The sequence below is a fragment of the Aurantimonas sp. HBX-1 genome (assembly GCF_021391535.1).
In the GTDB taxonomy this organism is placed as follows: domain Bacteria; phylum Pseudomonadota; class Alphaproteobacteria; order Rhizobiales; family Rhizobiaceae; genus Aurantimonas.
This window is the reverse complement of record NZ_CP090066.1, coordinates 2,617,953-2,644,259: the sequence shown is the minus strand read 5'-3', so window position 1 is coordinate 2,644,259 and position 26,307 is coordinate 2,617,953. Positions and strand designations below refer to the sequence as shown.

Annotated in this window: 24 protein-coding genes; 16 read left to right on the top strand and 8 right to left on the bottom strand. The window is 69.9% G+C overall.

The window, feature by feature from the left end:
• Window positions 1–200: 200 nt before the first annotated feature.
• From LXB15_RS12500 to LXB15_RS12485, 4 genes are all read left to right on the top strand, one after another.
• Window positions 201–1,319, top strand: coding sequence for a DNA repair exonuclease (locus LXB15_RS12500; protein WP_233948766.1), 1,119 nt, complete (start codon window positions 201–203; stop codon window positions 1,317–1,319).
• A gap of 1 nt (window position 1,320) precedes the next feature.
• Window positions 1,321–3,951, top strand: coding sequence for an ATP-binding protein (locus LXB15_RS12495; RefSeq protein ID WP_233948765.1), 2,631 nt, complete (start codon window positions 1,321–1,323; stop codon window positions 3,949–3,951).
• A gap of 362 nt (window positions 3,952–4,313) precedes the next feature.
• On the top strand, window positions 4,314–5,549 hold the full coding sequence (locus LXB15_RS12490) for a porin (RefSeq protein ID WP_233948764.1): 1,236 nt from the start codon (window positions 4,314–4,316) through the stop codon (window positions 5,547–5,549).
• 300 nt (window positions 5,550–5,849) lie between these two features.
• Window positions 5,850–7,133 carry a hypothetical protein gene (locus LXB15_RS12485; protein WP_233948763.1) on the top strand — a complete coding sequence of 428 codons (1,284 nt, stop codon included), beginning with the start codon at window positions 5,850–5,852 and terminating at the stop codon, window positions 7,131–7,133.
• A 1,207-nt stretch (window positions 7,134–8,340) separates the two neighbouring features.
• On the opposite strand, the gene LXB15_RS12480 is transcribed toward LXB15_RS12485, so the two are convergent.
• On the bottom strand, window positions 8,341–10,557 hold the full coding sequence (locus LXB15_RS12480) for a transglycosylase SLT domain-containing protein (RefSeq protein ID WP_370640099.1): 2,217 nt from the start codon (window positions 10,555–10,557) through the stop codon (window positions 8,341–8,343).
• Window positions 10,558–10,850: 293 nt separating this feature from the next.
• On the opposite strand from LXB15_RS12480, the gene dapA reads away from it, so the two are divergent.
• The 3 genes from dapA to LXB15_RS12465 all read left to right on the top strand — a co-directional run bounded on the left by dapA (window position 10,851) and on the right by LXB15_RS12465 (window position 12,859).
• Entirely contained in the window at window positions 10,851–11,732 is an 882-nt protein-coding gene (gene dapA, locus LXB15_RS12475) for a 4-hydroxy-tetrahydrodipicolinate synthase (protein ID WP_233948762.1), read from the top strand.
• A gap of 88 nt (window positions 11,733–11,820) precedes the next feature.
• Window positions 11,821–12,291 (top strand): SsrA-binding protein SmpB, encoded by a 471-nt coding sequence (gene smpB / locus LXB15_RS12470; protein ID WP_183209866.1) that lies wholly within the window; start codon window positions 11,821–11,823, stop codon window positions 12,289–12,291.
• Window positions 12,292–12,298: 7 nt separating this feature from the next.
• Entirely contained in the window at window positions 12,299–12,859 is a 561-nt protein-coding gene (locus tag LXB15_RS12465) for a peroxiredoxin (protein ID WP_233948761.1), read from the top strand.
• A 13-nt stretch (window positions 12,860–12,872) separates the two neighbouring features.
• Here LXB15_RS12465 and LXB15_RS12460 read toward each other — a convergent pair whose 3' ends face one another.
• Together LXB15_RS12460 and LXB15_RS12455 are read right to left on the bottom strand one after the other, a co-directional pair.
• Window positions 12,873–13,532: a uracil-DNA glycosylase gene (locus LXB15_RS12460; RefSeq protein ID WP_233948760.1), complete on the bottom strand. Its 660-nt coding sequence runs from the start codon at window positions 13,530–13,532 to the stop codon at window positions 12,873–12,875.
• Between the two features lie 26 nt (window positions 13,533–13,558).
• On the bottom strand, window positions 13,559–14,155 hold the full coding sequence (locus tag LXB15_RS12455; RefSeq protein ID WP_233948759.1) for an NYN domain-containing protein: 597 nt from the start codon (window positions 14,153–14,155) through the stop codon (window positions 13,559–13,561).
• 225 nt (window positions 14,156–14,380) lie between these two features.
• On the opposite strand from LXB15_RS12455, the gene rpoZ reads away from it, so the two are divergent.
• The 7 genes from rpoZ (at window position 14,381) to recO (ending at window position 21,162) form a co-directional block, all read left to right on the top strand.
• Window positions 14,381–14,788: a DNA-directed RNA polymerase subunit omega gene (gene rpoZ, locus LXB15_RS12450; RefSeq protein ID WP_233948758.1), complete on the top strand. Its 408-nt coding sequence runs from the start codon at window positions 14,381–14,383 to the stop codon at window positions 14,786–14,788.
• A gap of 112 nt (window positions 14,789–14,900) precedes the next feature.
• The gene (locus LXB15_RS12445; RefSeq protein ID WP_233948757.1) at window positions 14,901–17,120 is read left to right on the top strand and encodes a bifunctional (p)ppGpp synthetase/guanosine-3',5'-bis(diphosphate) 3'-pyrophosphohydrolase; all 2,220 of its coding nucleotides are present in this window, start codon (window positions 14,901–14,903) and stop codon (window positions 17,118–17,120) included.
• A gap of 180 nt (window positions 17,121–17,300) precedes the next feature.
• Complete coding sequence (locus LXB15_RS12440; RefSeq protein WP_233948756.1) at window positions 17,301–17,909, top strand: DUF2062 domain-containing protein; 609 nt, start codon at window positions 17,301–17,303, stop codon at window positions 17,907–17,909.
• Window positions 17,910–17,994: 85 nt separating this feature from the next.
• The gene (gene lepB / locus LXB15_RS12435; RefSeq protein ID WP_233948755.1) at window positions 17,995–18,729 is read left to right on the top strand and encodes a signal peptidase I; all 735 of its coding nucleotides are present in this window, start codon (window positions 17,995–17,997) and stop codon (window positions 18,727–18,729) included.
• The gene (rnc, locus tag LXB15_RS12430; RefSeq protein WP_233948754.1) at window positions 18,717–19,430 is read left to right on the top strand and encodes a ribonuclease III; all 714 of its coding nucleotides are present in this window, start codon (window positions 18,717–18,719) and stop codon (window positions 19,428–19,430) included. Before lepB ends, rnc begins: the two co-directional genes overlap by 13 nt.
• A complete protein-coding gene (gene era / locus LXB15_RS12425) occupies window positions 19,427–20,380 on the top strand; it encodes a GTPase Era (protein ID WP_370640098.1) in 954 nt (317 codons plus the stop codon). The genes rnc and era overlap by 4 nt, the downstream gene beginning before the upstream one ends.
• A 44-nt stretch (window positions 20,381–20,424) precedes the next feature.
• Window positions 20,425–21,162, top strand: a complete 738-nt coding sequence (gene recO, locus LXB15_RS12420; protein ID WP_233948753.1) for a DNA repair protein RecO — start codon at window positions 20,425–20,427, stop codon at window positions 21,160–21,162.
• Window positions 21,163–21,175: 13 nt separating this feature from the next.
• Here recO and LXB15_RS12415 read toward each other — a convergent pair whose 3' ends face one another.
• Complete coding sequence (locus tag LXB15_RS12415) at window positions 21,176–22,408, bottom strand: MFS transporter (protein ID WP_233948752.1); 1,233 nt, start codon at window positions 22,406–22,408, stop codon at window positions 21,176–21,178.
• A gap of 179 nt (window positions 22,409–22,587) precedes the next feature.
• Here LXB15_RS12415 and panC point away from each other — a divergent pair, with 179 nt between their 5' ends.
• Together panC and panB are read left to right on the top strand one after the other, a co-directional pair.
• Window positions 22,588–23,457 (top strand): pantoate--beta-alanine ligase, encoded by an 870-nt coding sequence (panC, locus tag LXB15_RS12410; protein ID WP_233948751.1) that lies wholly within the window; start codon window positions 22,588–22,590, stop codon window positions 23,455–23,457.
• Window positions 23,454–24,272: a 3-methyl-2-oxobutanoate hydroxymethyltransferase gene (gene panB / locus LXB15_RS12405; protein ID WP_233948750.1), complete on the top strand. Its 819-nt coding sequence runs from the start codon at window positions 23,454–23,456 to the stop codon at window positions 24,270–24,272. Before panC ends, panB begins: the two co-directional genes overlap by 4 nt.
• Window positions 24,273–24,392: 120 nt before the next feature.
• On the opposite strand, the gene LXB15_RS12400 is transcribed toward panB, so the two are convergent.
• From LXB15_RS12400 to LXB15_RS12385, 4 genes are all read right to left on the bottom strand, one after another.
• Entirely contained in the window at window positions 24,393–24,626 is a 234-nt protein-coding gene (locus tag LXB15_RS12400) for a hypothetical protein (RefSeq protein ID WP_233948749.1), read from the bottom strand.
• Between the two features lie 90 nt (window positions 24,627–24,716).
• Window positions 24,717–25,343 carry a hypothetical protein gene (locus LXB15_RS12395; protein ID WP_233948748.1) on the bottom strand — a complete coding sequence of 209 codons (627 nt, stop codon included), beginning with the start codon at window positions 25,341–25,343 and terminating at the stop codon, window positions 24,717–24,719.
• Window positions 25,340–25,690, bottom strand: a complete 351-nt coding sequence (locus tag LXB15_RS12390; RefSeq protein ID WP_233948747.1) for a type II toxin-antitoxin system Phd/YefM family antitoxin — start codon at window positions 25,688–25,690, stop codon at window positions 25,340–25,342. The genes LXB15_RS12395 and LXB15_RS12390 overlap by 4 nt, the downstream gene beginning before the upstream one ends.
• Before the next feature lie 99 nt (window positions 25,691–25,789).
• The gene (locus tag LXB15_RS12385) at window positions 25,790–26,305 is read right to left on the bottom strand and encodes a tyrosine phosphatase family protein (RefSeq protein WP_233948746.1); all 516 of its coding nucleotides are present in this window, start codon (window positions 26,303–26,305) and stop codon (window positions 25,790–25,792) included.
• Window positions 26,306–26,307: the final 2 nt, after the last annotated feature.

Here is a 26,307-nt window from a genome sequence, read left to right as displayed (position 1 = left end):
CTGCCGCAACGTGACTCAACGGCCTCGTCGCGGACTCGTTCCGGTTGCGTGACGGGCCCGAAGAGGCTTGGTAAAGAGCCCCCGAAACCGGTTGATAAGACTCGGGCGTACGCCCCCACGCTTGCGATTTGATGGGGGAGCGCCCAGCACGGGCAGGGCCCGCGCGGCGCAACCAGTGGATCAGGACCGACGACCCCATCGTGATCAGGATTCTCCATACCGCCGACTGGCAGATCGGCAAGCCGTTCGGCGGCTTCGAGCCCGACCGGCGCGGCGAGCTGCGCGCCGAGCGCTTTGCCGTGGTCGGCCGGATCGCGGCGCTGGCGACGGCGCGCGGCTGCGACGCCGTGCTCGTCGCGGGCGACGCCTTCGACGACACCATGGTCAGCGACCGCGAAATCCAGCGCACGCTCGACGCGATGGCGGCGTTCCGGGGTCCGTGGGTGATGCTGCCCGGCAATCACGACGCGGCGCTCGGCGTCAGCCTGTGGACCCGCCTCAGGCAGCGCGCCGACGCGGCGCGGGTGATCGTCGCCGACCGGCCGGAGCCGATCCTCCTGGAAGACCGGGGCATCGCCATCCTGCCGGCGCCGCTGACCCGCCGGCACGAGGGCGCCGACCTGACTGCCTGGTTCAACCATGCCGAGACGCCGGCCGGGCTGGTGCGCATCGGCCTCGCCCATGGCTCGGTGCAGAACCGCCTGCCGGAGGCCGCCGAATCCGGCAACCCGATCGCCGACGACCGGGCGGCGCGCGCCCGGCTCGACTACTTGGCGCTCGGCGACTGGCACGGCTTCGTCGAGATCGCCCCGAAGACGGTCTATGCCGGCACGCCCGAGCCGGACCGCTACCCCGCCAACGCGCCGGGCCACGTTGCCATCGTCGAGATCGACACGCCGGGCGCCGCCCCGCGCATCGAGAAGCTGCGCACGGCGCGCTTCGACTGGCAGTCGCTGGCGCTGCGGCTCGACGGCGGGGTGGAAGTGGTGGACGAGGCGCTGGCGGCGCTCGCCCGGCCCGGCGAGACGGTGCTGGAGCTGGTGCTCTCGGGCAGCCTGTCGCTGCGCGAACGCGTGCGGCTGGAGGAGACACTGACGCTCTGGCGGGCACGGCTGTTCGACCTGAAGCTGGTCGATGCGGCGCTGATCGACGCGCCGGACGACGAGGACCTCGACCGCATCGACGTCGGCGGCTTCGTGCGCGTCGCCATCGAGCGGCTGCGGGCGCGGGCGGCCGATCCCGCCGATCCCGAGCGGGAGGCCGCGGCGCTGGCGCTGCGGCTCGCCTATGTCGAGCATCGCCGCCAGGGAGAGCGCTGAGATGTATCTGCGCTCTCTTAAACTCACCGATTTCGCCGGCATCAGCTCGGCCGAACTCCAGCTGTTCGAGCCGGGGCTGAACGTCATCGTCGGCGACAACGAGGCCGGCAAGTCGACGCTGCTGACGGCGCTTCGGGCGGCGTTCTTCCAGCGCCACCGCGCCACCGGCGAGGCGGTGAAGGCGCTGGCGCCCTACCAGCGCCAGGCCCGGCCGGAGATCCATGTCGACTTCAGCCTCGGTGGCACCGTCTATTCGCTGCGCAAGGCCTTCCTGCAGAAGCCGGAGGCGGAGCTGACCTGGCCGGGCGGCGGCCTGACCGGCGACGCGGTCGAGGAGCGCCTCGCCGAACTCTTCCGCTTTGCCCATCCCGGCCGCGGCGAGTCAAAGCTGGATTCGCACCAGGGCGCCTTCGGCCTGCTCTGGGTGGAGCAGGGGCGCTCCAATACCGGCGGGCTCGACATCGGCGTCGGCAAGGACGCGGTGACCGCCTCGCTGGAGGGCGAGGTCGGCCAGATCCTCGGCGGCGAACGCGGCCGGGCGATGATCGGCGCCGCCAAGACGCTGCACGACCGCTTCTTCACCGACACCGGCCGGGTGGCGCAGGCCTCGCCGGTGCGCCAGGCCGAGCAGCATCTGGACGAGCTGCGGGCGGAGCTCGCGACGAAGCGGGCGGCGCACGCTGATTTCGAGGAGAAGCTGCAGCGGCTCGATGCCCGCCGCGCGACGCTGCGTTCCTACGAGCGGGACGACGCGGTGGCCCGGGCCGAGGCCGGGCTGGAGGCCGCCGAGGAACAGGCGCGCCAGGCGGCAGGTCTGGAAGGCGCGGCGCACGAGGCGGCGCGTGAGCTGCAGCACTCGCTGGCCCGCCGCGACGGCGCCGGCGAACGGCTGAAGCAGCGCGACCAGCTGGCCGCGTCCGCCGCGGCGGCGCAGGCGGCGGCGGAAGCGGCTGCCTCCGCCCTGGTGGAACTGCGCGCGGCGCAGGACGGCGAGCGGGCCGCGCTCGCTGCGGCCGAGGCGGAGGCCGAAGCGGCCAAGCGCGCGGCCGAGGCGGCGGAAGCCGCCGACGACGCGCTGCGGGCGGGGATCGAGCGGGCACGGCTTGCGGCCGAGGCGGAAACGCTCGGCCGCCGGCTGCGCGAGGCCGGCGCGGTCGAAGCACGGCTTGCCGCCCTGCGGGCCGAATCGGCGGGGCCCGCCATCGACGCGGCGGCGATCAAGGCGCTGGAGACGGCCGAGCGCAAATGCCGTGACGCCGCCGTCCGGCTGTCGGTAACCGCGCCGGTGCTGACCTTCGAGCCTTCCGGCGCGAACACGGTGCGCGATGCCGGCGGCGCGGTCGTCGCAGCCGGCGAGCCGCACCGCGTCACGGCCCGCGAGCGCTTCGAGCTGCAGGGCTTCGGCGCCCTGACGGTCGAGCCCGGCGGCGACGCGGCGACCCTGCGGCGCGAATGCGAGGCGGCCGATGCCGAGCTCGCCGCGCTGCTCGCGCGCCTGGGCGTCGCCTCTATAGAAGCATCGCGCGCGCGCGCGGCCTCTGCGGAAAACCGGCGGATCGAGACCGCGACGCTCGGCAAGCAGCTCGCGGCGCTGCTGCCGGAGGGCCGGGCTGCGGCCGAGAGGGCGCTGGCCGAGCTTTCCGCCGCGTCGCCGTCATCGGCACCGGACGGGCCGGCGCCGGGCCCCGACGACCAGGCGGCGGCGCGGGCGGCGCGCAATGCCGCGCGCACCAGGCTGGAAACGGCGACCGCGACGCTCGAGCGGCTGCGCCGCGCGGCGAGCGGCGGGCTGGCGACGCTCGCCCGCGCCGAAGCCGACGACGCGCACCGGCGCGGCGAGGCCGAACGGCTGCGCCGCGAACTCGCCGAGGCGGAGGCCATCCGGCCGCGCACGGCGCTCGCCGAGGACCTGGCGGCGGCCGAGCTCGACCGCGCGGCGAAGGCCGCCGTGCTGGAGCGCCGGCAGCGCAACCTCGCCGCCGCCGAGCCGCAGACGGTGCAGCTGACGCTCGCGGCGCGGCGCGGCGCACTGGCCGAGATCCGGCGCACCGTCGCGGCGCTGAAGGAAGAGACGCTGCGGCTCGAAGGCGAGCTCGAGGCCACCGGCGCGACGGCGCTCGGCGAGGACGTGGCGCGGCTGGAAGGCGAGATCGGCGCCGCCGAGGCGCGACTCGCCCGCCTGAAGACCGAGGCAGCGGCGGCCGCCATGCTGCACGCGACGCTGCTCGCCGCCCAGCGCGAGGCCCGCGAGCACTGGCTGGGACCGATCATGACGCAGGTCACGCCGTATCTGAAGCTGATCCATCCGGGCGCGGTGATCGAACTCGACGATTCGACGCTGGAGATTCGCAGCCTGCACCGCGCCGGCGTCGAGGAAGACTTCAAGCGCCTCTCGGCCGGCGCGCGCGAGCAGGTGGCCGTGGTGACGCGGCTGGCACTCGCCCAGGTGCTGAAGAAGGGCGGGCACCCGACCGCCGTCATCCTCGACGACGCGCTGGTCAATACCGACGAGAAGCGGCTGGAGCGGATGCATCTGGTGCTGCGGATGGCCGCCGAGACGCTGCAGATCATCGTGCTGACCTGCCGCGAGCGGGACTTTCGCGATCTCGGCGCGCCGATCCAGCGGCTCTAGCCCGACGCGGCGAAAGCCGCCAATGCCCCACGAATCGCCGGTTTTCGGCCGCAATCGGCCTCTTCCGGGCGCTTTCTCCGTTCTGCCGGTCGCCGCGGCACCCGCTGCGACCCCCGGATTCCCGAATGGTTAACGGGGTGTGAAGGGAAAAGTGGCATCGGTGCAACAGGGGTGTGTCCAAAGGCCACCACCGGCGCCATTGTGGCATTTAGGAGATTGCACCAAATCCGCTGCCGGGTAATGTCGCGTCAGAAAGAACGCAGGGCGATGCGCTTCGGACTTTCGAACAGGGGATGGGGCAGGGAAGGCTGTCCTTCATACAAGGCCCAACCCTAACCTATAAATTGACTGGAGGTCAGGACATGAACATTAAGAGCCTTCTTCTCGGCTCCGCTGCGGCCCTCGTCGCAGTCACCGGCGCCCGCGCTGCGGACGTCATCGTTCCGGTTGCGCCGGAGCCCACCGACTATGTGCGCGTCTGCGACGTGTACGGCAGCGGCTTCTTCTACATCCCCGGCACCGAAACCTGCATGAAGATCGGCGGCTACGTCCGCTTCAAGTACATCATGCAGGACCTCGACACCATCGGCGGCCCGTTCGGTGACGAAGACGCCCTGAACGCTGCGGGCGACGACTACGCGGCATACAGCCGCGTCCGCGTCCGTCTGAACTTCGACGTGCGTGAAGAGACCGAGCTCGGCACCCTGCGCGCCTTCGCTCGTGTGCAGGCCGAAAACACCACCGGCCAGTTCGGCGACGCAGCCTACGCGATGGACCAGGGCTACATCCAGCTCGGCGGCCTGACCATGGGTTACCTCGACACGCTCTGGACCGAAGGCGACGGCCTGCTGACCGACACCGACCTCCCGGTCGGCGACATCCAGGTCAACCGCATTTCCTACACCTACGCAGCTGACGGCTTCTCGGCGGCTCTGTCGCTCGAAGACGACGCAACGGGCGACTTCGCTCCGAACGTCGTGGGTCGTCTGGCCTACGAAGGTGGCTGGGGTTCGGTCTACCTCGCTGGTTCGTACGACGAGGAACTGCTCCTCTCGGGTAGCGTCTACGGCCCGCTGATCATCAACGGCACGTTCACCGAGTTCCTCGACGGCAGCGAGTTCACGACCGATGGCGGCTTCGCCCTCAAGGCCGGTCTTTCGCTCAAGGACCTCATCGCCACCGACTCCGAGCTGAAGTTCGAGGGTAGCTACGCCTTCGACCCGAGCCAGTACTCCACGATCGACCTGATCGACACCGGCCCGTTCGCCTTCACCGTTCCTTCGGAATGGCAGGTTGGCGCCGGCTACGCCCAGGCGTTCGGCAAGCTCGGCATCGCGGTTTCCGGTATCTACGGCCGGACCTTCGACCTCGACACCGGCTCGCTCACGACCCCGCCGTACCTCTCGCTCGGCGGCAGCGGCGACTACTACAAGCTCGTCGGCAACGTTGGCTACGAGATCACCAACAACTTCGACGTGCTGGCGGAAATCTCCTACGCCAATGTCGACTTCGACGATGCGGATCAGGCCGATCTCTACCTGGGCGACGACTCCGTCAACCAGACGGCTGGCTTCATCCAGTTCGTTCGCTCCTTCTAATCGAACGAGCCTCCAGTCTAGGGAAGCCCGGCGCTCGCGCCGGGCTTCTTTCGTTTGGGCGGACGGTTCCGGCCCTGCCGCGGCGTTGGCCGCCGGGGCTCTTGACGGCCGACTGTTTTCGGGCCCGGATGGCTGATGCCCGGCCTCTTGATCGATCTTTTCCCATTCGTCCTGGCTGCCTTCGCGGCCGGATATCTGTTCGGCCGCTTCGCATGACCGCCGTCGGCGGCCGGCAGCGGTTGCCTCCGCGTTGCCGATCACTAGCTTCGGCATATCGGATCGGCCCAGCGGAGGGTTTTCATGCTGTCGTTCTTCGGAAAGGTCTTCCTGCTGCTGGGCGCGGCCTTCGGCCTCGGCGCCTTCGCGGGACGGCGCGCGCGCGGCGACGCGGCTGCGCCGAAGACGCCCGCCGCGTCACCCGAGCCTCGGATGAAGCCGCAGCTGCCGCCCGCCTCGCCGACGCCGGCGACGCCCCCTGCGACGACTGTCGCCGCCCCGGCGCCGGTGGAGGCGACGCTGCCCACTTCGACCGTACTGCCCGCTGCCGCGGCGTCCCCCGAAGCGCCCGAGCCCGGCAAGCCGGCGCCCGTCGCCGGCGATGCGGCGCCGCGGAAGCCTTCCGCCGCCCCGCGCGAAGACCCGCTGGCGGCCAAGCACCGGGCCGCCGCCTTCGACCGCGACTTCCGGACGCTCGACTACCGCTCCCTGTCCAAGGACGAGGCGGTGCGCGAGAAGGAGCGGCGCGCGCGCCGGCATTCGAGCTGGCAGGCCCGCGATCCCGAGGCGCAGAAGCCGTCACCGCCGCTGCAGAACGCGCAGTTCTCGCATTTCGGCGGCAGCTTCGTGTCGGCGGAGGTCATCCGCGGCCGCAGCAGCGAGCGCGTGCCCGACCTGATGCCGAGCCTGCCGGGCGAAAGCGTCCCGCCGGCGCCGGCGCCCGCCGCGCCACGCCGCCGGCTGGCCGGGCCGGACCCGAGCGGCCCGACGCCGAAGCGCGAGCAGCGCACGCATCTGCCCGAGGACCCGCTGGTGGCCAAGCACCGGGCGGCACCCTTCGACAGGGATTTCCGCACGCTCGACTACCGCCGGCTCGGCTCGCCGCCGCGGCCCGCGCCGAGCCCCGTTTCGAACGGCGCCGGTCCGGCAGGCGAGGGGGCGGGAGCCGCCGGTGACGCAGTTGCCGGGCGGGCGGTCTTCCGGATCGCTGGCGCCGCCGCCACGGTCCCGGTCGTGGATACCGAGGAGCCGCCCGTCGCCGGCGGGGCCGGTGGGTCCCAGCCCGGCGGCTCCGGCGAGGCGCGGCTCGCCGAGGAGATCGTGGCGCGCGAGCCCGCCCGGCTCGAGGCGCCGCGCGCCGGCACGCCGGACGACCTCACCCGCATCGACGGCATCGGCCCGAGCCTCGAGCGCCTGCTGTTCGAGAACGGTATCTATCATTACGACCAGATCGCCCGCTGGAGCGCCGGCGAAGCCCACTGGTTCGAGGCGAGGAGCGGCTTCCCCGGCCGCGTGGCGCGCGAGCGCTGGGTCGAGCAGGCGCAGGCCCTGGTCGACGACCGCGCCACGCCGCGCACGCCGGTGTAGGGGCGCTGCGGTTGAGGCGGCGGAGGGGAAGGTCGCTTTTTGCAGGAAGCGGCGCCAGCCGGCGGGACTGGATCCTCGGGACGGAGCCCGAGGATGACGCCGGGAGAGGGGCGGCCGTCGGCGACGGTGCCTGGGCGTGACGCTCACACGGGCGGTGGCGGCGGGCGACGCGCGCTATGGGCGATCGTCGACGACGAGCCGCAGGACGCGCCCGGTCCGAACTTCGACGAGAACATGCCTGGTTCCACCCGCGGCCGTCATCCTCGGGCCCCGTCCCGAGGATCCAGTACGGTCCGCCCGCACCGGCTGATGGGGGATATTCCTCCCACGAAGCGGCTGCGTCGAGGCGGATGAATGGGCTCGGGACGGGGCCCGAGGATGACGCCGGGTGGGTGAGCCGGCGAGTCAGCGACGGTGCTAGGGCGTTACGCTCACACGGGCGGTGGCGGCGGGCGCTATGGGCGGTCGTCGACGACGAGCCGCAGGACGCGCCCGGTCCAAACTTCGACGAGAACGCGCACGACGCGCCTGGTCCAATCTTCGACGAGAATATGCCTGCTTCCACCCGCGGCCGTCATCCTCGGGCCCCGTCCCGAGGATCCAGCGCGGTCCGCCCCCCACCGTATGATGGGATCTTCCTCCCACGAAGCGGCAGTTTTGGCGCGGAGGAATGGGTCCCCGGGTCACGCCCGGGGATGACGCCACTGTTGGTGGACGGGTCCATTGCCGATGTCGTGACTTGGCCGACCGTGCGACGGTGGCCGCCCGCGAAGCGAAGCAGGTTCGCGGCTCCCTCTCTCCCTGCGTCATCCCCGGGCTTGACCCGGGACCCCCCGTGGCCGGCTTGGTGGTCGGGGAGATGGGAAGGTCGCCTCTTGCAGGATGGGCGTCGACCGGCGGGACTGGATCCTCGGGACGGGGCCCGAGGATGACGCCGGGTGGGTGAGCCGGCCAGCCGCCGACGGTGCCTGGGCGTGACGTTCACACGGGCGGAGGCGGCGAGCGACGCGTCGTGGGCGGTCGTCGACGACGACACTCGCAGGACGCGCCTGGTCCGATCTTCGACGAGAATATGCCTGGTTCCACCCGCGGCCGTCATCCTCGGGCCCCGTCCCGAGGATCCAGTGCGGTCCGCCCCGCCGGCTGATGGGGATATTCCTCCCACGAAGCGGCGGTGTCGGTGCGCAGGTGCCGCGTCCGCCCAGCCTCAGCCGGTGCGGCCGAGGCGGAGGTCCTTTTCGATGTCGAAGCCGGCGCCGAGCCGCATCTTGTAGACCTGGTAGTTCTCCATCACCCGCTGCACGTAGCCGCGGGTCTCGCTGAACGGGATGCGCTCGACCCAGTCGATGACCTGGTCCAGCGACTTGCCGCGCGGGTCGCCGAAGCGCTCGATCCATTCCCGCGCCCGGCGCGGACCGGCATTGTAGGCGACGAAGGTCAGCACGTAGGAGCCGTCGAAGGCGGCGATCTGCTCGCCGAGGAAATGCGCGCCAAGCGCGGCGTTGTAGCCGGGATCGCTGGTGAGCCGCGCCGGCGAATAGCCGACGCCGGTCCGGGCCGCGACCGCCTTGGCGGTGCCGGGCATCAGCTGCAGCAGGCCGAGCGCGCCGGCCGGGGACTTCGCCGCCGGGTTGAAGGCGCTCTCCTGGCGGGCGATGGCGTAAGCCAGCGCCTTGCCGGAGGCGGAGATGTTGGCGCTTGCCGGGATGACGCCGACCGGGAAGGCGAGGGCCGGCGCGTCGATGCCGCGCCAGTAGGCCTGCTTGCCGACCTGCAGGACGAGATGATGGTCGCCGCGCCGCTCGGCCATCACCGAGAGCAGCGCCAGCTCGCCCGGGCTGGTCAGCTCGTCGGCCAGCGAACGGTAGAGGCCGTCGGCGCGCCAGTTCGAGCCGATCTGCTCGAGCCGCCGGATCGCCCGCACCGCCTCGCGCTGCTCGAAGCGCTGCCGGTCGGCTTCGCTGGCGCGCGGGAACTCGATGGCGCCGGGCCGGCGGCCGAGCCGCGCCGCGGCGAGCTGGCCGTAATAGGTGGCGCCGAACTGCGCGGCCCTTGCGTAGTAGGTGCCGGCGTTGCCCGGCCCGCCGGCCTCGGCGGCGCGGCCGAGCCAATAATAGCCGCGCGACACCGACAGCGGCCGGTTCGAGGAGTCGAGGATCCGGGCGAAATGCGCCGACGCGGTGCGCGGGTCGTTCAGGAAGCGCAGCGCGATCCAGCCGGCGTGGAACTCGGCTTCCGCCGCCTCGACCGCGCTTTCGGCCGAATGGGTGGCGGCGACCCGGTAGGCGAGCTGGTTCTTGCCGAGGTCGAGGAGATCGCGGGCGACGATGCGCCGGTCGTTCCACCAGGCGTCCGGATCGACCAGCGCCGCCGCGTCGCGCGGCGCGCGCATCAGGATCTCGGCGGCCTCGTCGATCTTGTACGACTTGCGGTAGCGCTCGACCAGCGCGTGCTGGTAGCCGGGATCGGCGCGCTGCGCCTGCGGCACGGCGGCCAGCAGCTTGCCGGCATTGCCTTCCTCGCGGATGACCGCGGCGCGGGCGGCATAGAGCTGCTTGGCGCCGGCGAGCTCGGCGACGCGCCCGGCATCGCCGACGCGGCGGGCATAGAGCAGCTTGTCCATGCGGAACTTGTGATCGGCGCGGGTGAGCAGCGTCCCGAAGGTCTTCAGCACCATGCGCTCGGTCGAGGCGTCGAGCCGTTCCTCGCGCCAGACCTTGGCGATCAGCTGCCTGGCGCGGCCGACCTCGCCGACGGCGATATAGGCGCGCGCCAGCGCCATGGCGCCCTCCGGACTCTCCGGCTGGCTCGCCTGGAAGGCGGCGATGACCTCGCCTGCCGGCGGTTCCTCGCGATAGAGCGCTTCCTCGCTGTTGACCCGCAGCGTCTTCATGCCCGGCCAGCCCTGCAGCTGGCGGGCGGCGAGCGCGATCTCGGCGGCCGGCACGCCCTTGCCGCCGCGCAGCGCGATCGCCCAGGTCAGGATGTCGCGGTCGAGCGAGCCCGGCATCATGCCTTCGCGGATGCCGCGCGCCTTCGCCGGGTTGCCGTCGGACAGCGCCTGCAGCCCGTCCTTCAGCTCGCCGCGGATCGGGCTGACCGCCCCGACGCGGGGCGCCATGGCGGCGATCGACGCGGTGTAGGCGCTGGTACTGGCCGGCAGCGCGGCGCTGGCCGCCGGGCGCAAGGCCGGATTGGGCGTCGGTGCCGTCACCGTGCGGCCGAAGCGCCAGGGATCGACGTCGACGGCGCCGGCGGCGGGAGCTGCGGCGGCCAGCGGCACGCCGCCGGCGACGCCGGGACGCGCCATCGGCGTCGGGCCGAGCAGCGGCAGCGACAGACTCTCGGCGATGGCTTGCCCGGGCAGCATGGTGATCGCGAGCGCGCCGAGCAGCAGGCGGCGGGCATGAAGTCTGGCGGTCATGGCAAACCTTTCGGACAATCTCGTCATGGGGCGTCCGGCAAGAAAACCGGCCCGCTCGCCGGCGGGAATGGTTTGCAAATCTCTCACGAGCGCGATTAAAGCCCCGTTACCGGGTGCCGTCGAGAGGTGCCCGACGACGCGCAGCCGACTGTTCTTGTTTCGCTATCGCCGCTTCTCTAAGGTGCCGCGCTGCCGGACGGATGCCGGGAGCGTCATCGGGCCGCGTCGCGGCCGGCAGCGGACGCCAGCCTGACGGGCGGCGCCTTCGAGCAAGTGTGGGAGTGGGGCAGGGCATGTTCAAGGGTTCGATTCCGGCGCTGGTCACGCCCTTCGCCGAAGACGGCTCGCTCGACGAGGCGGCGTTTCGGGCCTTTGTCGAATGGCAGATCGCCGAGGGGTCCTCGGGCGTGGTGCCGGTCGGCACCACCGGCGAGAGCCCGACTCTGACCCATGACGAGCACAAGCGCGTCGTCGAGCTCTGCGTCGAGACGACCGCGGGCCGCGTGCCGGTGATCGCCGGGGCCGGCTCCAACAACACCGCCGAATCGATCGATCTCGCGCGCTTTGCCGAGAAGGCCGGCGCCGATGGGCTGCTGGTCGTCACGCCCTATTACAACAAGCCGAACCAGAAGGGGCTCTACGCCCACTACGCCGCCGTGGCGAAGGCGGTGTCGCTGCCGATCCTGATCTACAACATCCCCGGCCGCTCGGTGATCGACATGACGCCGGAGACGATGGGCCGGCTCGCCGCGGACTTTTCCAACATCGTCGGCGTCAAGGACGCGACCGCCAAGGTCGACCGGGTTTCCGAGCAGCGCACCACCTGCGGCAAGGACTTCGTCCAGCTGTCCGGCGAGGATTCCACCGCGCTCGGCTTCAACGCCCATGGCGGCCATGGCTGCATCTCGGTCACAGCGAACGTCGCGCCGCGGCTCTGCGCCGACCTGCAGGCGGCCTGCGCAGCCGGCGACTACGCCGCGGCGCTCGCCGTCCAGGACCGGCTGATGCCGCTGCACAAGGCGCTGTTCATCGAGCCGAACCCGACCGGGGTGAAGTACGCCCTGTCGCAGCTCGGCAAGATCCCCAACCGTCTGCGCTCGCCGCTGGTGCCGATCGACCGGGAGACCGAGCAGGCGATCGACTCGGCCATGCGCCATGCCGGCCTGGTCAATTGAAATCCGGCGGTTCGATCGCATCTTAGGACGATCACGACAGGTCGGCGGGCGGTAAAGGCACGGGCGGCATCACGCCCGGGGGAAATCGATGGCGAAGAAGAAGGCGGAGGGCTCGAACGTCGCGGCGGAGAACCGCAAGGCCCGCTACAATTACGAGATCATCGACACGCTCGAGGCGGGCATCATGCTCTCCGGCACCGAGGTCAAGGCGCTGCGCGCCGGCAAGGCCTCGATCGCCGAGGCCTACGCCACGGAAGAGGGCGGCGAGCTCTGGCTGATCAACTCCAACCTGCCGGAATATCTGCAGGCGAACCGCTTCAACCACGAGCCGAAGCGCCGGCGGAAGCTGCTGGTGCACCGCACCCAGCTCAACCGCCTCGCCGGCGCCGTGCAGCGCGACGGCATGACGCTGGTGCCGCTGCGGATCTACTTCAACGACAAGGGCCGGGCCAAGCTCCTGCTGGCGCTAGCCAAGGGTAAGAACGCGCCGGACAAGCGCCAGACCATCAAGGAACGCGACTGGGCGCGCCAGAAGCAGCGGATCATGAAGGAGGGGTGAGGCGACGGTGGCCGACTATCTGAGGTTGCCCGACGGGCTTGCCCCGCCCGCCGACGACGGCGCGGCCGGCCATCTCGCCGGCATGCCGTTGCCGAGCCTCGTGCTGCCGGCCAGCAATGGCGGCACGGTGGATATGTCCCGCCTCGAAGGCCGTGTCGTCCTCTACATCTATCCGGCGACCGGCAAGCCCGGCGTGAAGCTGCCGGATGGCTGGGACGCGCTGCCCGGCGCCCGCGGCTGCACCCCGCAGAGCTGCAGCTTTCGCGATCACCATGCCGAACTGCGAGCGCTGGGTGTGGACGCCGTCTACGGCATCTCGGCGCAGCCGCTCGCCGACCAGACCGAGGCGGCAGCGCGCCTGCACCTGCCGTTTGCGCTGCTGTCGGACGAGGCCGGCGACCTGCGCAAGGCGCTCGACCTGCCGTGGTTCAATCTTGCCGGCACGCTGTATCTGAAGCGTATGGCGCTGATCGTCGAGGACGGCCGGATCGTCAAGGTGTTCTACCCGGTGTTCCCGCCCGACCGGAGCGCGGCGGACGTCGTCGCCTTCCTCTCCGCCGCTCTCTGAGCGACGAATAGCCTCAGGTCGGCTGCGGCCCGAGAAACCTCGCGACCTTGTCGAACACGTCGACGAACATCGCCTCGGTGAGGCGGCCGGTATTGGTGTTGTAGCGCGAGCAGTGATAGCTCGATATCAGCTGGAGGCCGCCGACCTCGTGCGCGGCGGCGTGGCCGAAAGGCGCGCTGGCGAGCCGCGCGCCCAGCGTCCGGACGGTCGAGTCATGGGCGATCCGGCCGAGCGTCACGATGCAGCGCAGCTTCGGCAGTTCGGCGAGCGTCGCATCGAGAAACCGCCGGCAGGTGGCGATCTCGGCGCCGACCGGCTTGTTCTCGGGCGGCACGCAGCGCACCGAATTGGTGATCGCGGTGCGCATCAGCTCCAGCCCGTCGTCGGTGCGGGCGGCGAAGCGGTCGTTGGCGAAGCCGAAGCGCGCGAGCGTCGCGTAGAGCAGGTCGCCCGCATAGTCGCCGGTGAACGGCCGGCCGGTGCGGTTGGCGCCGCGCAGCCCCGGGGCGAGGCCCACCACCAGCAGTTCCACCGCGTCGTGGCCGCCGGCCGGCAGGAGCGTCGGCACCGGCGCGTTGTGCCAGAGCGGCTCGCGAGCCCGCCACTCCTCGCGAAAGCCAACCAGCCGCGGGCAGAGCGGGCAGTCGCGGCCGGGCTCGGCCTGACCGGGCATGGACGCGGGGAGTACGAGGCGAGGGCTCAATAGTCGTCGTCGGTCTCGGCGGCCTCGACGGCCTCGGCCCGGCGCGCCAGCCGCGCCTCGCGCTCGGCTGGGGTGCGGCCGATCTCCGTTCGCAGCGTGCTCAGCTCGACGAAATGGTCGGCCTGGCGGCGCAGGTCGTCGGCGATCATCGGCGGGTTGGTCTGCAGGGTCGAGACCACCGAGACCTTGCGCCCGCGCCGCTGCAGCGCCTCGACCAGCGAACGGAAGTCGCCGTCGCCGGAGAACAGCACGAAATGGTCGACCGTGTCGGCGAGCTCCATCGCGTCGACCGCGAGCTCGATGTCCATGTTGCCCTTGATCCGGCGGCGGCCGGCCGAGTCGGTGAACTCTTTCGCCGGTTTGGTGACCACCCGGTAGCCGTTGTAGTCGAGCCAGTCGATCAGCGGCCGGATCGAGGAGTACTCGCTGTCTTCGACCAGGGCGGTATAGTAGTAGGCGCGCAGGACGTAGCCCTGGGACTGGAAATGCGCCAGCATGCGGCGATAGTCGATGTCGAAGCCGAGGCCCCGCGACGTCGCGTAGAGATTCGCGCCGTCGATGAACAGCGCGATCTTTTCCCTCTCGTCGAACATCGCAGCAGGCTTTCTTCAGAAGGCGTGAAATTTGTCGATCGAGGCGCCGGGCGCGGGTGCCGCCGCCCGTGATGCCGCAACCGGCGCGACCATAGTCCGGGCGCCAATGCTTGCCAACCGGAAGCCGGCGCGCAGGAAGCGACAGAGGACGCTTGTACCGCAGCGCCGAAAAGTCTATGTCGGCAGCTTCATCTGTGAGATTTTTCGTTCAGTCAGGAGACAGGCATGGCCCGCGTCACCGTAGAAGATTGCGTCGACAAGGTCGAGAACCGCTTCGAACTGGTTCTCCTGGCCAGCCACCGTGCGCGCCAGATCGCCCAGGGACAGCAGATCACGATCGATCGCGACAACGACAAGAACCCCGTCGTCGCCTTGCGCGAGATCGCCGACGAGACGCTGTCGCCCGGCGATCTGAAGGAGGATCTGATCCACTCGCTGCAGAAGCATGTCGAGGTCGACGAGCCGGAGCCGGCGCCGCCGTCGTCCGAGCCGCGCGGCATCGCCGGCGAACTGCCGAGCCCGGCGAGTGCTGCGGGCGACGACGACGCGGTCACCTTCGACCACATGTCGGAAGACGAACTGCTCGCCGGCATCGAGGGCCTCGTGCCGCCCGAGAAGACCGACGATTTTTGATCCGATTGTCCGCCCGGCCCTTCCGGTGCGGGCCCGGGCAACCCTATATTGAGGGGCGTCGCCGCATCCAGCGGGGCGCCCCTCTCCGTTTGCAGATTGTCTCCATAAGTCAATGATGCGGCAATACGAACTCGTCGAGAAGGTCGCCGCCTACAAGCCCGACCTCGACGAAGCGCTCCTCAATCGCGCCTATGTCTACGCCATGCAGAAGCATGGCACGCAGAAGCGTGCGAGCGGCGACCCGTATTTCTCGCATCCGCTGGAAGTCGCGGCGATCCTGACGGAGATGCATCTCGACGAGGCGACGGTGGCCGTCGCGCTGCTGCACGACACGATCGAGGACACCGACGCCACCCGCAAGGAGATCGACCAGCTCTTCGGGCCGACCATCGGCCACCTGGTCGAGGGTCTGACCAAGCTTAAGCGGCTCGACCTCGTCTCCAAGCGCGCCGCGCAGGCCGAGAACCTGCGCAAGCTGCTGCTGGCGATCGCCGACGACGTGCGGGTGCTGCTGGTCAAGCTGGCCGACCGTCTGCACAACATGCGCACGCTCGGCCACATGGCGCCGGAGAAGCGCGCCCGCATCGCCCAGGAGACCATGGACATCTACGCCCCGCTCGCCGGGCGCATGGGCATGCAGGACATGCGCGAGGAGCTGGAAGACCTCGCCTTCCGCTACATCAACATCGAGGCCTACGAGACGATCACCGCGCGGCTGGCCGAGCTCAACGCCCACCACGCCGACCGCATCGCCAGCATCGAGCAGGACCTCGCCGCCTTGCTGGCGGAAAGCGGCATCAAGGCGAAGGTGACCGGCCGGCAGAAGAAGCCCTATTCGGTGTTCTCGAAGATGCAGCGCAAGGCGCTGTCGCTGGAGCAGCTATCCGACATCTTCGGCTTCCGCGTGCTCGTCGATACCGAGGAGGAGTGCTACCGCACGCTCGGCATCGTCCACCGGACGTGGCCGATGGTGCCCGGGCGCTTCAAGGACTACATCTCGACGCCGAAGCAGAACGACTACCGCTCGATCCACACCACCATCGTCGGGCCGTCCCGGCAGCGCGTCGAGCTGCAGATCCGCACCCACCTGATGCACGACATCGCCGAATTTGGCGTCGCGGCGCACTCGCTGTACAAGGATCGTGGCGAGGCCGAGGCGCGGGTGCACCTGTCTAAGGACTCCAACGCCTATGCCTGGCTGCGGCGCACCATCCAGCTGCTAGCCGAGGGCGACACTTCCGAGGAATTCCTCGAGCACACCAAGCTCGAGCTGTTCCAGGACCAGGTGTTCTGCTTCACCCCGAAGGGGCGGCTGATCGCGCTGCCGCGCGGCGCGACGCCGATCGACTTCGCCTATGCCGTCCACACCGACGTCGGCGACACCTGCGTCGGCTGCAAGATCGACGGCCGGATCATGCCGGTGGTGACCGAACTCGCCAATGGCGACGAGGTGGAGATCATCAGGGCCAAGGGCGCGACGCCGCCGCAGGCCTGGGAGAGCATCGCGGTCACCGGCAAGGCGCGCTCGGCGATCCGGCGCTCCGCCAGAGCCTCGATCCGCCGGCAGTATTCCGGCCTCGGCCAGCAGATCCTGGAGCGCACCTTCTCGCGGCAGGGCAAGCATTTCTCCCGCGACACGCTGAAGCCGCTGCTCGGCAAGCTCGGCCATCGCGAGGTCGAGGACGCGCTCGCGGCGGTGGGGCGCGGCGAGCTGAATTCCTCGGACGTTCTCAAGGCCGCCTATCCCGACTTCCAGGACAGCCGCGTCACGCGCCGCCGGCCGCGCCGCGAGGAGGAAGGCTGGTTCAACCTGCGCACCGCCGCCGGCATGATCTTCCGGGTGCCCGGGCGGGCCAAGTCGAAGGCCCGCAAGGAGGAGGCGGGGGCGATTCCGATCCGCGGCGTCGGCGACGACATGCCTGTCCGCTTCGGGCCGGACGGGGCGGTGCCGGGCGACCGCATCGTCGGCATCATCGAGCCGGGGCAGGGGATCACCATCTATCCGATCCAGTCGCCCGCGCTGACCGCCTACGACGAGGAGCCGGACCGCTGGGTGGACGTGCGCTGGGACATCGACGCCGAGCTGAAGACGCGCTTCCCAGCCCGGATCACCATCTCCGCCCTGAACGAGCCGGGCTCGCTCGCCGAGATCGCCGAGACCATCGCCGCCAACGACGCCAACATCCACAACCTGTCGATGGTCGCCACGGCGACCGACTTCACCAAGATGGTGCTCGAGCTCGAAGTCTGGGACGTCCAGCACCTCAACCGGACGCTGAAGCAGCTGCGCGGCAAGCCCTGCGTCTCCGAGGTGGTGCGCGTCAACGGCTGAGTCGCCGGCCGCGGGCGCGTTCCGACCGCCGCAATTCCGCCGGCCGGGGCGTATAGCGGCAAGGCCGACACGTACGGGTGCCGACGACCCCCGAGACCGGCCGCTTTGCCTTGCCCTTCGCGCCATCCGGTGTAGGGTCCCTGCCGGCCGCCAGCCGTACAGACGAGGAATGTGAGCACCATGTTGTTCAGGCGTCGCCAGCCGCAGAACCTCGCATCGAGGATCCGCACGCTTGTGTGGCCGCGGCGCTCCTACGCGCGCTCGTTCGAATATTTCCGCAAGCGCGTGCTGCGGCTCAACGCGACGCCGCACGCCATCGCCGCAGGCTTCGCCGCCGGCGTCTTCGCGTCCTTCACTCCGTTCATCGGCTTCCACTTCCTGCTGGCCTTCGCGCTCGCCTATCTCGTTGCCGGCAACATGGCGGCGGCCGCGCTCGGGACGGTGGTCGGCAACCCGGTCACCTTCCCGTTCATCTGGGGGCTGACCTACGAGGTCGGCCAGTTCATCCTGCGCGCCGAGCCGATCACCGGGGAGGCGCCGCGCGGTATCGGCTCCGCCCTCGTGCACGTGGACTTCGCCTCGATCTGGGCGCCCTTCGTGAAGCCGATGCTGGTCGGATCGCTGCCGGTCGGCCTTGTCAGCGCGGCGCTCGGCTACGGGCTCGTCTATTCGGCGGCGCGCAGCTTCCAGAAGCATCGCGCCCGACGCATCCTCGCCCGCCGCCAGCCCCCATCGGTCACCCGGCTGGGCGCTGCGGCGGCGGCCGGCCGGAGCGCCGGGGAAGTTTAACGGCGCGCGGATTGCCCCCATGGGGGCGAGCCGATAGAAGGCGCGATGCGGCGGGGCCGCGAGCAGTGGCGACGAAGGGCGAAAAATGGTCGAGCAGGCCGAACGGCGGGAACAGGGCGGCTTCGGCGAGACCGTGAAGGTCATCGTCCAGGCGCTGATCCTCGCCCTGGTGATCCGGACCTTCCTGTTCCAGCCGTTCTCGATTCCGTCCGGCTCGATGATGCCGACGCTGCTGGTCGGCGACTACCTGTTCGTCTCCAAATGGAGCTACGGCTACTCGCGCTATTCCATGCCGCTGTCGCCGGACCTGTTCGACGGCCGCATCCTCGGCTCGGCCCCCGAGCGCGGCGATGTCGTCGTGTTCCGCAAGCCGCGCGAGGAGGACACCGACTACATCAAGCGTCTCGTCGGCCTGCCGGGCGACCGGCTGCAGGTGCGCGAGGGCATCCTCTACATCAACGGCCAGGCCGTGCCGCGCGAGCAGGTCGAGGACTTCGTCGCCGAGGACGGCACGCGCGTGCCGCAATATCGCGAGACGCTGCCGAACGGCGTCTCCTACATGACGCTCGACCTCAGCCCGAACTCGGCCGGCGACAACACCCGCGAATTCGTGGTGCCGGACGGTCACTATTTCATGATGGGCGACAATCGCGACAACTCGCTGGATAGCCGCTTCGACGTCGGCTACGTGCCGTTCGAGAACCTCGTCGGCAAGGCGCAGATGATCTTCTTCTCGATCGAGGACGACGTTTCGCCGCTGGAGATCTGGCAGTGGCCGACGGATCTGCGGCCCAGCCGCATCACGACATGGCTAAGCTGACGGCCGACCGCCCGCTCGACGAGCTCGAAGCCCGCATCGGCATACGCTTTTCGGACCGGACCCGGCTCGAGCGGGCGCTGACCCATTCGAGCCTGCGCCCGTCGAGCGGCGGCAACGAGCGCAGCTACGAGCGGCTGGAGTTCCTGGGCGACCGGGTGCTCGGGCTGGTGATAGCCGAGACGTTGTTCGCGATGTTTCCGCAGGCCGACGAGGGCGAGCTGTCGCTGCGGCTGAACGCGCTGGTCAGCGCCGACACCTGCGCCAAGGTGGCGGACGAGATCGGCCTGTACGATTTCGTCCGGCATGGCGGCGACCTGAAGAAGCTGAAGGGTTCGCGTACCAAGAGCATCCGCGCGGACCTCGTTGAATCGCTGATCGCCGCCATCTATCTGGGGGAAGGGCTCGACGCTGCCCGCGACTTCATCGTCCGCCACTGGGCGCACCGCCTGGACGAGGCGGTGGAAGCCCGGCGCGATCCGAAGACGGCGCTGCAGGAATGGGCGCACACGCGCGGCCCGGTGCCGCCGCGCTACGACGTGATCGAGCAGACCGGCCCGGATCATGATCCGCTGTTCACCGTGCGGGTGAACGTGGAAGGCGTCGAACCGGCGGACGGACGCGGCCGGTCGAAGCGGCTTGCCGAACAGGAAGCCGCCACGGCGGTGCTGATCCGCGAATCTGTCTGGAAGGACACGAAGTGACCAACGAAGCAGACCGCCCCGAGGGCGAGGCCGCGCCGGCCCCGGCGGCGGAACTGGCGCCGACGCGCTCCGGCTTCGTCGCGCTGCTTGGCGCGCCGAACGCCGGCAAGTCGACGCTGGTCAACCAGCTGGTCGGCACCAAGGTGTCGATCGTCACCCACAAGGTGCAGACGACGCGGGCGATCGTGCGCGGCATTGCCATGCGCGACCGTACCCAGATCGTCTTCGTCGACACGCCCGGCGTCTTCGCGCCGAAGCGCCGGCTCGACCGCGCCATGGTCAAGACCGCCTGGACCGGCGCCAAGGACGCCGATATCGTGCTCGCCATCGTCGATGCCGAGCGCGGCCTCAGCGAGGACGTCGAGACGATCCTCGACCGGGTGCAGCACGTGCCGCAGACCAAGGTGCTGCTGCTCAACAAGGTCGACCGGATCAAGCGCGAGAAGCTGCTCGGCCTCACCGAGCAGATCACCAGCCGCGTCGACTTCGCCAAGGTGTTCATGATCTCGGCGCTCACCGGCTCGGGCTGCGACGACCTGATCGACTGGATCGCCAAGACGCTGCCCGAGGGTCCCTGGTACTATCCCGAGGACCAGATCACCGACCTGCCGCTGCGCCAGCTCGCCGCCGAGATCACCCGCGAGAAGCTGTATCTGCGGCTGCACCAGGAACTGCCCTATTCCTCGCATGTCGAGACGGAATTGTGGGAGACCCGCAAGGACGGCTCGGTGCGGATCGAGCAGACGATCTATGTCGAGCGCGACAGCCAGAAGCGCATCGTCATCGGCCACAACGGCGAGACCATCAAGGCGATCGGCCAGGCGGCCCGCAAGGAGATCATGGAGGCGGCCGACCAGACCGTGCACCTGTTCCTGTTCGTGAAGGTGCGCGAGAACTGGGGCGACGATCCGGAACGCTACCGCGAGATCGGCCTGGACTTCTCCAGCTGAGCCAGGAGAGGCGTCTTTGGGCGGCGCGAGAGAATTGACCCGGCATGGAATGGCGTGAGGAAGCGATCGTGCTCGGCGTCAAGCGCCACGGCGAGACCAGCGTCATCGCCGAGGTGATGACGCGCGAGCGCGGCCGCCATCTCGGCCTGGTGCGCGGCGGGCGCTCGCGCAAGCAGCAGCCGGTGCTGCAGCCGGGCAATTCCGTCGAGGTGCACTGGCGGGCGCGGCTCGACGAGCACATGGGCACCTTCGTCCTCGAGCCGGTGGAACTGCGCGCCGCCCGGCTGATGGAGGACGGCGTCGGGCTGAACGGCATCCAGCTGGTCGCCGCACATCTGCGCCTCCTCGCCGAACGCGACCCGCATCCGCGGCTCTATGACGGGCTGATGGTGATCGTCGACCATCTCGACACGCCGGACAAGGCGGCCGAGCTGATGCTGCGCTTCGAGATCGCGCTCCTGGAGGAACTCGGCTTCGGGCTGGACCTCGAGCGCTGCGCCGCCACCGGCCGGCGCGACGACCTCGCCTATGTTTCGCCGAAGACGGGACGAGCGGTCAGCCGCGAGGCCGGCGCGCCCTGGCACGACAAGCTGCTGCCGCTGCCGGCATTTCTTTCCAGCCAGGACACCGGGGCCGACGCGGCGAGTCTTGCCGAGGCCTACCGGATGACCGGCTATTTTCTCGCCCGCCACGTCTTCGAGCCGCGCGGCATCGCCGAACCCACCTCGCGCGGCAGCTTTCTCGCCGCCGTCGACAAGAGCCGGGCGAAGCTGCTTCCGTAAGCCTCTCCGAAGCTCAGGCGGGCGCCAGCACGCCGCGCTCCACCGGCGCCTCGCGGATCGGCCAGTGGACGATGGCGGCGAACAGGCCGAGCGCCACGCCGAGCCACCAGACCACGTCGTAGGAGCCGTAGACCTCGTAGAGATAGCCGCCGAGCCAGACGCCGAGGAACGAGCCGATCTGGTGCGACAGGAAGACCAGACCGCCCAGCATGCCGAGATAGCGGGTGCCGAACATGACCGCGACGAGCGCGTTGGTCGGCGGTACCGTCGACAGCCACAACAGGCCCATGACGATCGAGAACACGACGATGGTGGTCGGCGTGATCGGCGTCAGCAGGAAGGCCGTCACCGCGATCGAGCGGCCGATATAGATCAGAGCCAGGAAATGCGGCTTGGAATAGCGCTGGCCGATCAGGCCGGAACTGATCGAGCCGATGATGTTGAAGAAGCCGATCAGCGCCAGCGCCGTCACCGCCCAGACCGGGGCGATGCCGACATCGGCGATGAAGGCCGGGAAATGCGCGGTGATGAACGCCACCTGGAAGCCGCAGACGAAGAAGCCGGTGGTCAGCAGCAGATAGCCCTTGGTGGCGAGCGCCTCGCGCAGCGCGTCGCCCATGGTCTGCGCCATCTCGGCCCGCGCGGCGCCGGCGCTCGCGGCATTGCCGCGCAGCAGATAGGCCAGAAGCGGCACCAGCAGCATCGTCGCCGACAGGATCATCAGCGAATCCGACCAGCCGTAGCTGTCGATCAGCGCCTGGCTGAGCGGCGCGAAGACGAACATGCCGGCCGACCCCGCCGCCGTGCCGAGGCCGAAGACGAAGGAGCGCTGCTCGGCCGACACCCGGCGGGCGAAGGCCGCGAGCACGATGCCGAAGGAGCCGGCGGCAACGCCCAGCCCGACCAGCACGCCGGAGCCGACCACCAGCCAGAATGGCGTTGGCGCGACGGCGGTGATGGCAAGGCCCGCGGCGTAGAGGACGCCGGAGAGCACCAGCACGCGGGCGGTGCCGAAGCGGTCGGCGATCGCCCCGAACAGCGGCTGGCCGACGCCCCAGAACAGGTTCTGCAGGGCGATGGCGAGGGCGAAGTCCTCGCGGCTCCAGCCGTTGTCGGCGAGCATCGGGATCTGGAAGAAACCGATCGCCGAGCGCGGCCCGAAGGTGAGCAGGGCGATGACGCAGCCGGCGGCGATCGCCAGCCATGGCGCCGAGACACTGCCCGTCGATCGCGTTGCCCCGTCCATGATGATTCTCCGCGCTGCGTTGATGTCATCCTATCGCCGCCGCGTGCGGTGCGACAACGCCTTGTGCTGATCGCTGCGATCACCGCCGGGAATGGATCGGCAGGGGCGTTCGGGCGGAAAACCGTTCCCCGATGGCCGGCGGATGGTCTAGACAGCGCCAGGCCGAACGGGAGGACGCCTTGCAACGAATCGACCAGATCGCCGCGCTTCGCGCGGCGCTTGCGCCCATGCGGCGGGCCGGCGAGACGATCGGCCTGGTGCCGACCATGGGCTATCTGCACGACGGCCACCTGGCGCTGGTGAAACGCGCCGCCGCCGAGTGCGACCGCGTGGTGGTGACGATCTTCGTCAACCCGACGCAGTTCGCCCCCGGCGAGGACCTCGATTCCTATCCCCGCGATCTCGCCGGCGACCTCGAGCAGCTTGCCGCCTATCCTGTCGACTTCGTCTTCGCGCCGACCGTCGTCGAGATGTATCCCGAGCCGATGCAGGCCTTCGTCGCGGTCGAGCGGCTCGGCGACATCCTGATCGGCGCGCAGCGGCCGGGGCATTTCCGCGGCGTCGCGACCGTGGTCGCCAAGCTGTTCAACATCGTCCAGCCGGACCGGGCCTATTTCGGCGAGAAGGATTTCCAGCAGCTGGCGGTGATCCACCGCATGGTAGCGGACCTCGCGATGCCGGTGGCGATCGTCGCGGTGCCGACGGTGCGCGAGGCGGACGGGCTGGCGCTGTCGTCGCGCAACGTGCGGCTCTCGCCGGAAGATCGCGCCGCCGCCACCGTGCTGGCGCGGGCGCTGGAGGAGGGCGCGGCGATGATCGCCGACGGGGAGGGCGACCCGGAGACGGTGCTGGCGGCGATGCGGACGACGATCGCGGCCGAGCCGCGGGCGACGCTGCGCTCGCTCGACCTGCGCGACGCCGCGACGCTGGAACCGGTCGCCCGCATCGGCGCGCGGCCGGTGGTGATGCTGGTGACGGCGAATTTCGGCGACGTGCTGCTGATCGACCAGCGCATCGCCGAGGGAAATGACAAGGGAGTGACGCCATGAGTGCCGAGATCCGCAAGAAGCGGCTGACCGCGCCGGACATCCGTGCCCGCAAGGGCACGACGCCAGTGGTGGCCGTCACCGCCTACAACGCCGTGATGGCGCGGCTGGTCGATCCGCATGTCGAGATCATCCTGGTCGGCGACAGCCTCGCGATGGTCGAGCACGGCATGGAATCGACGCTCGGCGTCTCGCTGGAACTGATGATCGCCCATGGCCGCGCGGTGGGGGCCGCCGCGCCCACGGCGCTGGTCGTCGTCGACCTGCCCTTCGGCAGCTACGAGGCCGGCCCCGCCGAGGCCTTCCGCACGGCGGCAAGGGTGATGGCCGAGACCGGCTGCGGCGCGGTGAAGCTCGAGGGCGGCGCGCACATGGCCGAGACCATCGCGTTTCTCGCCGCGCGCGGTATCCCGGTGATGGCGCATGTCGGGCTGACGCCGCAGGCGATGAACGCGCTGGGCGGCTTCCGGACGCAGGGCCACGACGAGGCGGGCCGCGCGGCGATCCTCGCCGACGCCCGCGCCGTCAGCGACGCCGGCGCCTTCGCCGTGGTGCTGGAAGGCATCGTCGAGCCGCTGGCCGCCCAGATCACCGCCGCCATCGCCGCGCCGACGATCGGCATCGGCGCCGCGGCCGCCTGCGACGGCCAGATCCTCGTCTTGGAAGACATGCTCGGCCTCACCCAGCGCCCGCCCCGCTTCGTCAAGCGCTACGCCGAGTTGGGCGGCGCGGTGGAAAAGGCGGTGGGGGATTATGCGGAGGAGGTGCGGCGCCGGGCGTTTCCAGGGCCGGAGCATGTGTACAAGCCGCGGGGGTGAGGGGCTGAACGTACTAGGCTGACCGCACGGTGCAGGCCCCCTGCCGGCAGGTCCAGCGGCCCGCAGCGAACGGATCGGGCTGAGACCTGGCCGGTGCTGCCGGAGGCGTTCCGGCGGTGACTAGTCGGCCTTGTCGGTCCGATTGCCCTTGCCGAGATCCTCTCGGGCGCGCTTGTCCTTGTCGAGCTTCTCGAAGCTCTCGATCACGCCGTCGCTCTCCTGCTTGACGTCGGGCACTGCCTTGCGCTCGTTGTGCACGCTCTCCTGGTCGTTGCCCTGCAGCGCGTTCCGCCCCATGCGGTCGGACGCGATGTCGGTCTCGGTGAGCGGCGTGTTCTTGTTGTCGTTGGTCATGGATGGCTCCTGTGGTTCTCGGGACCAACGAGAGGGCAGGAGGGGTGTTCCATGGAGGGCGACCGCGCGGCCCAGCATGAGGATTGAACGTCAGGAACCGCTCCTGACGAAGACCGGGTCGTCATCCTCGCCCTCGTCGGCGGTGCCGTCAGTCGCCAGCCTGATGGCCTGCCACGCGGTGTCGGCACCGCTTACCCCAAAATCCTCGTCCATCCAGCGGATGAAGGTTCTGGTTCCCATCATTGTCAGGTCTGCACGAACCGCCCGGACCGCATCGCGTGCGTCTCGGTCATCGACGATGACGATGATCTCCTCGTCGAGCAGGAGCGCCTGCTTCAAGACCTGGATAGCCGCGAGGAGGCTGCGTTCGCCGCGGTCGCTCCAGGACGGACGCAGGTCCTCGGGCTTCCCGGCCCGCTCCCAGAGCTGCATCTCGCGGTCGTATCGGGCGCCTTCCGCCGTTTCCAGGATGGTGATCCTCGCGCGGTTCTTCGTCAGCCAGGCGTTGATATAGGCACGCGTTCCGCGTCGCTGGTCTCTGTCTTCGCCGGGATCGCGGGTGGCTTCAGCCAGAATCATGTCCGTGATCGTCACCGGGCAACCCGGCTCGAACAGCCAGTCCAGCGCCTCGATGCATCCGAGCAAGGACAGCGGCGTGTTGTCCATGATCAGGAAACGCGGCGACCTTATATCCGCAGCGTCAGGGTGGTCGATCACGGCACCCGGCGCCCGAACTTCCTACGGACTGCAGCCAGTTCGGCGTCCACCGCGGCCTCGTTGGTCCCGGCCAGGGCATCGTCGGCCATCTGCCGGGCGGCGGTCCGGAAGTCCGTGACATCGTAGCCGAGCGGGTCCGGGACATGCCTTACTGTCACCCCGCCGCGGGCGAGCAATGACGGCGGCACGGCTTCCTGTGCGATGCGCTTCAGCCGACAGAATTCCTCCACCGACAGCATGACGTTCCGCGGCTTGCCATGCGAGGTGATCACGGCGCCCTCGCGGGAGGCTGCGCGCTGAACGTCGCCGGTCTGTTTCTGTAGATCGATCGAAGTGAAAGCCTGCATGCGAGCCTCCTGATCTGAGGACGTATTATACGTCTTTCAGTATCCGCCGACAACGCGCCGATGGAAGTCGCTCCGCTCCAGCCCGCTATCGCGCGCCCCTCACAACACCAGCGGCAGCACGAAGGGCGTGCCCGCATACGCCTCTTCCCCCCGGCCGATCGAGCGGATGGCGTCGACCATGCGGCCGCCGCGGCCGAGGCGGTCGTCGGCGAAGGCGACGAGGCGGGCGTTGGGGGTGGCGGAGGGCGCGCGGCGGCGCAGTTCCTCGGCGAGGGCCTGTTCGTCGAGGTCGGGGTTGATCGCCATCGCGGTGATGTAGGCCGCGGCGGTGGAGCGGCTGATCCCGGCGTAGCAGTGGATCGCCAGCGGCTTTTCGCGGTTCCAGCGGGCGCCGAATGCCAGCAGCTGGTCGATATGGTGGACCGCCGGGGCGGTCATGCCGTCGATCTCCTCGACGATGTCGTTGAAGCCGAGGAAGAGATGCCGGTCCGCCGTGATCGAGGGCGGGCGCGGCACCGGCGTGTCGGCGTTGATCAGCGTCACCAGATCGAGCGCGCCGTGGTCGGCGACGGTAGCGTGGAGATCGGCGAGGGAGGAGACGACGAGATAGGTCATGG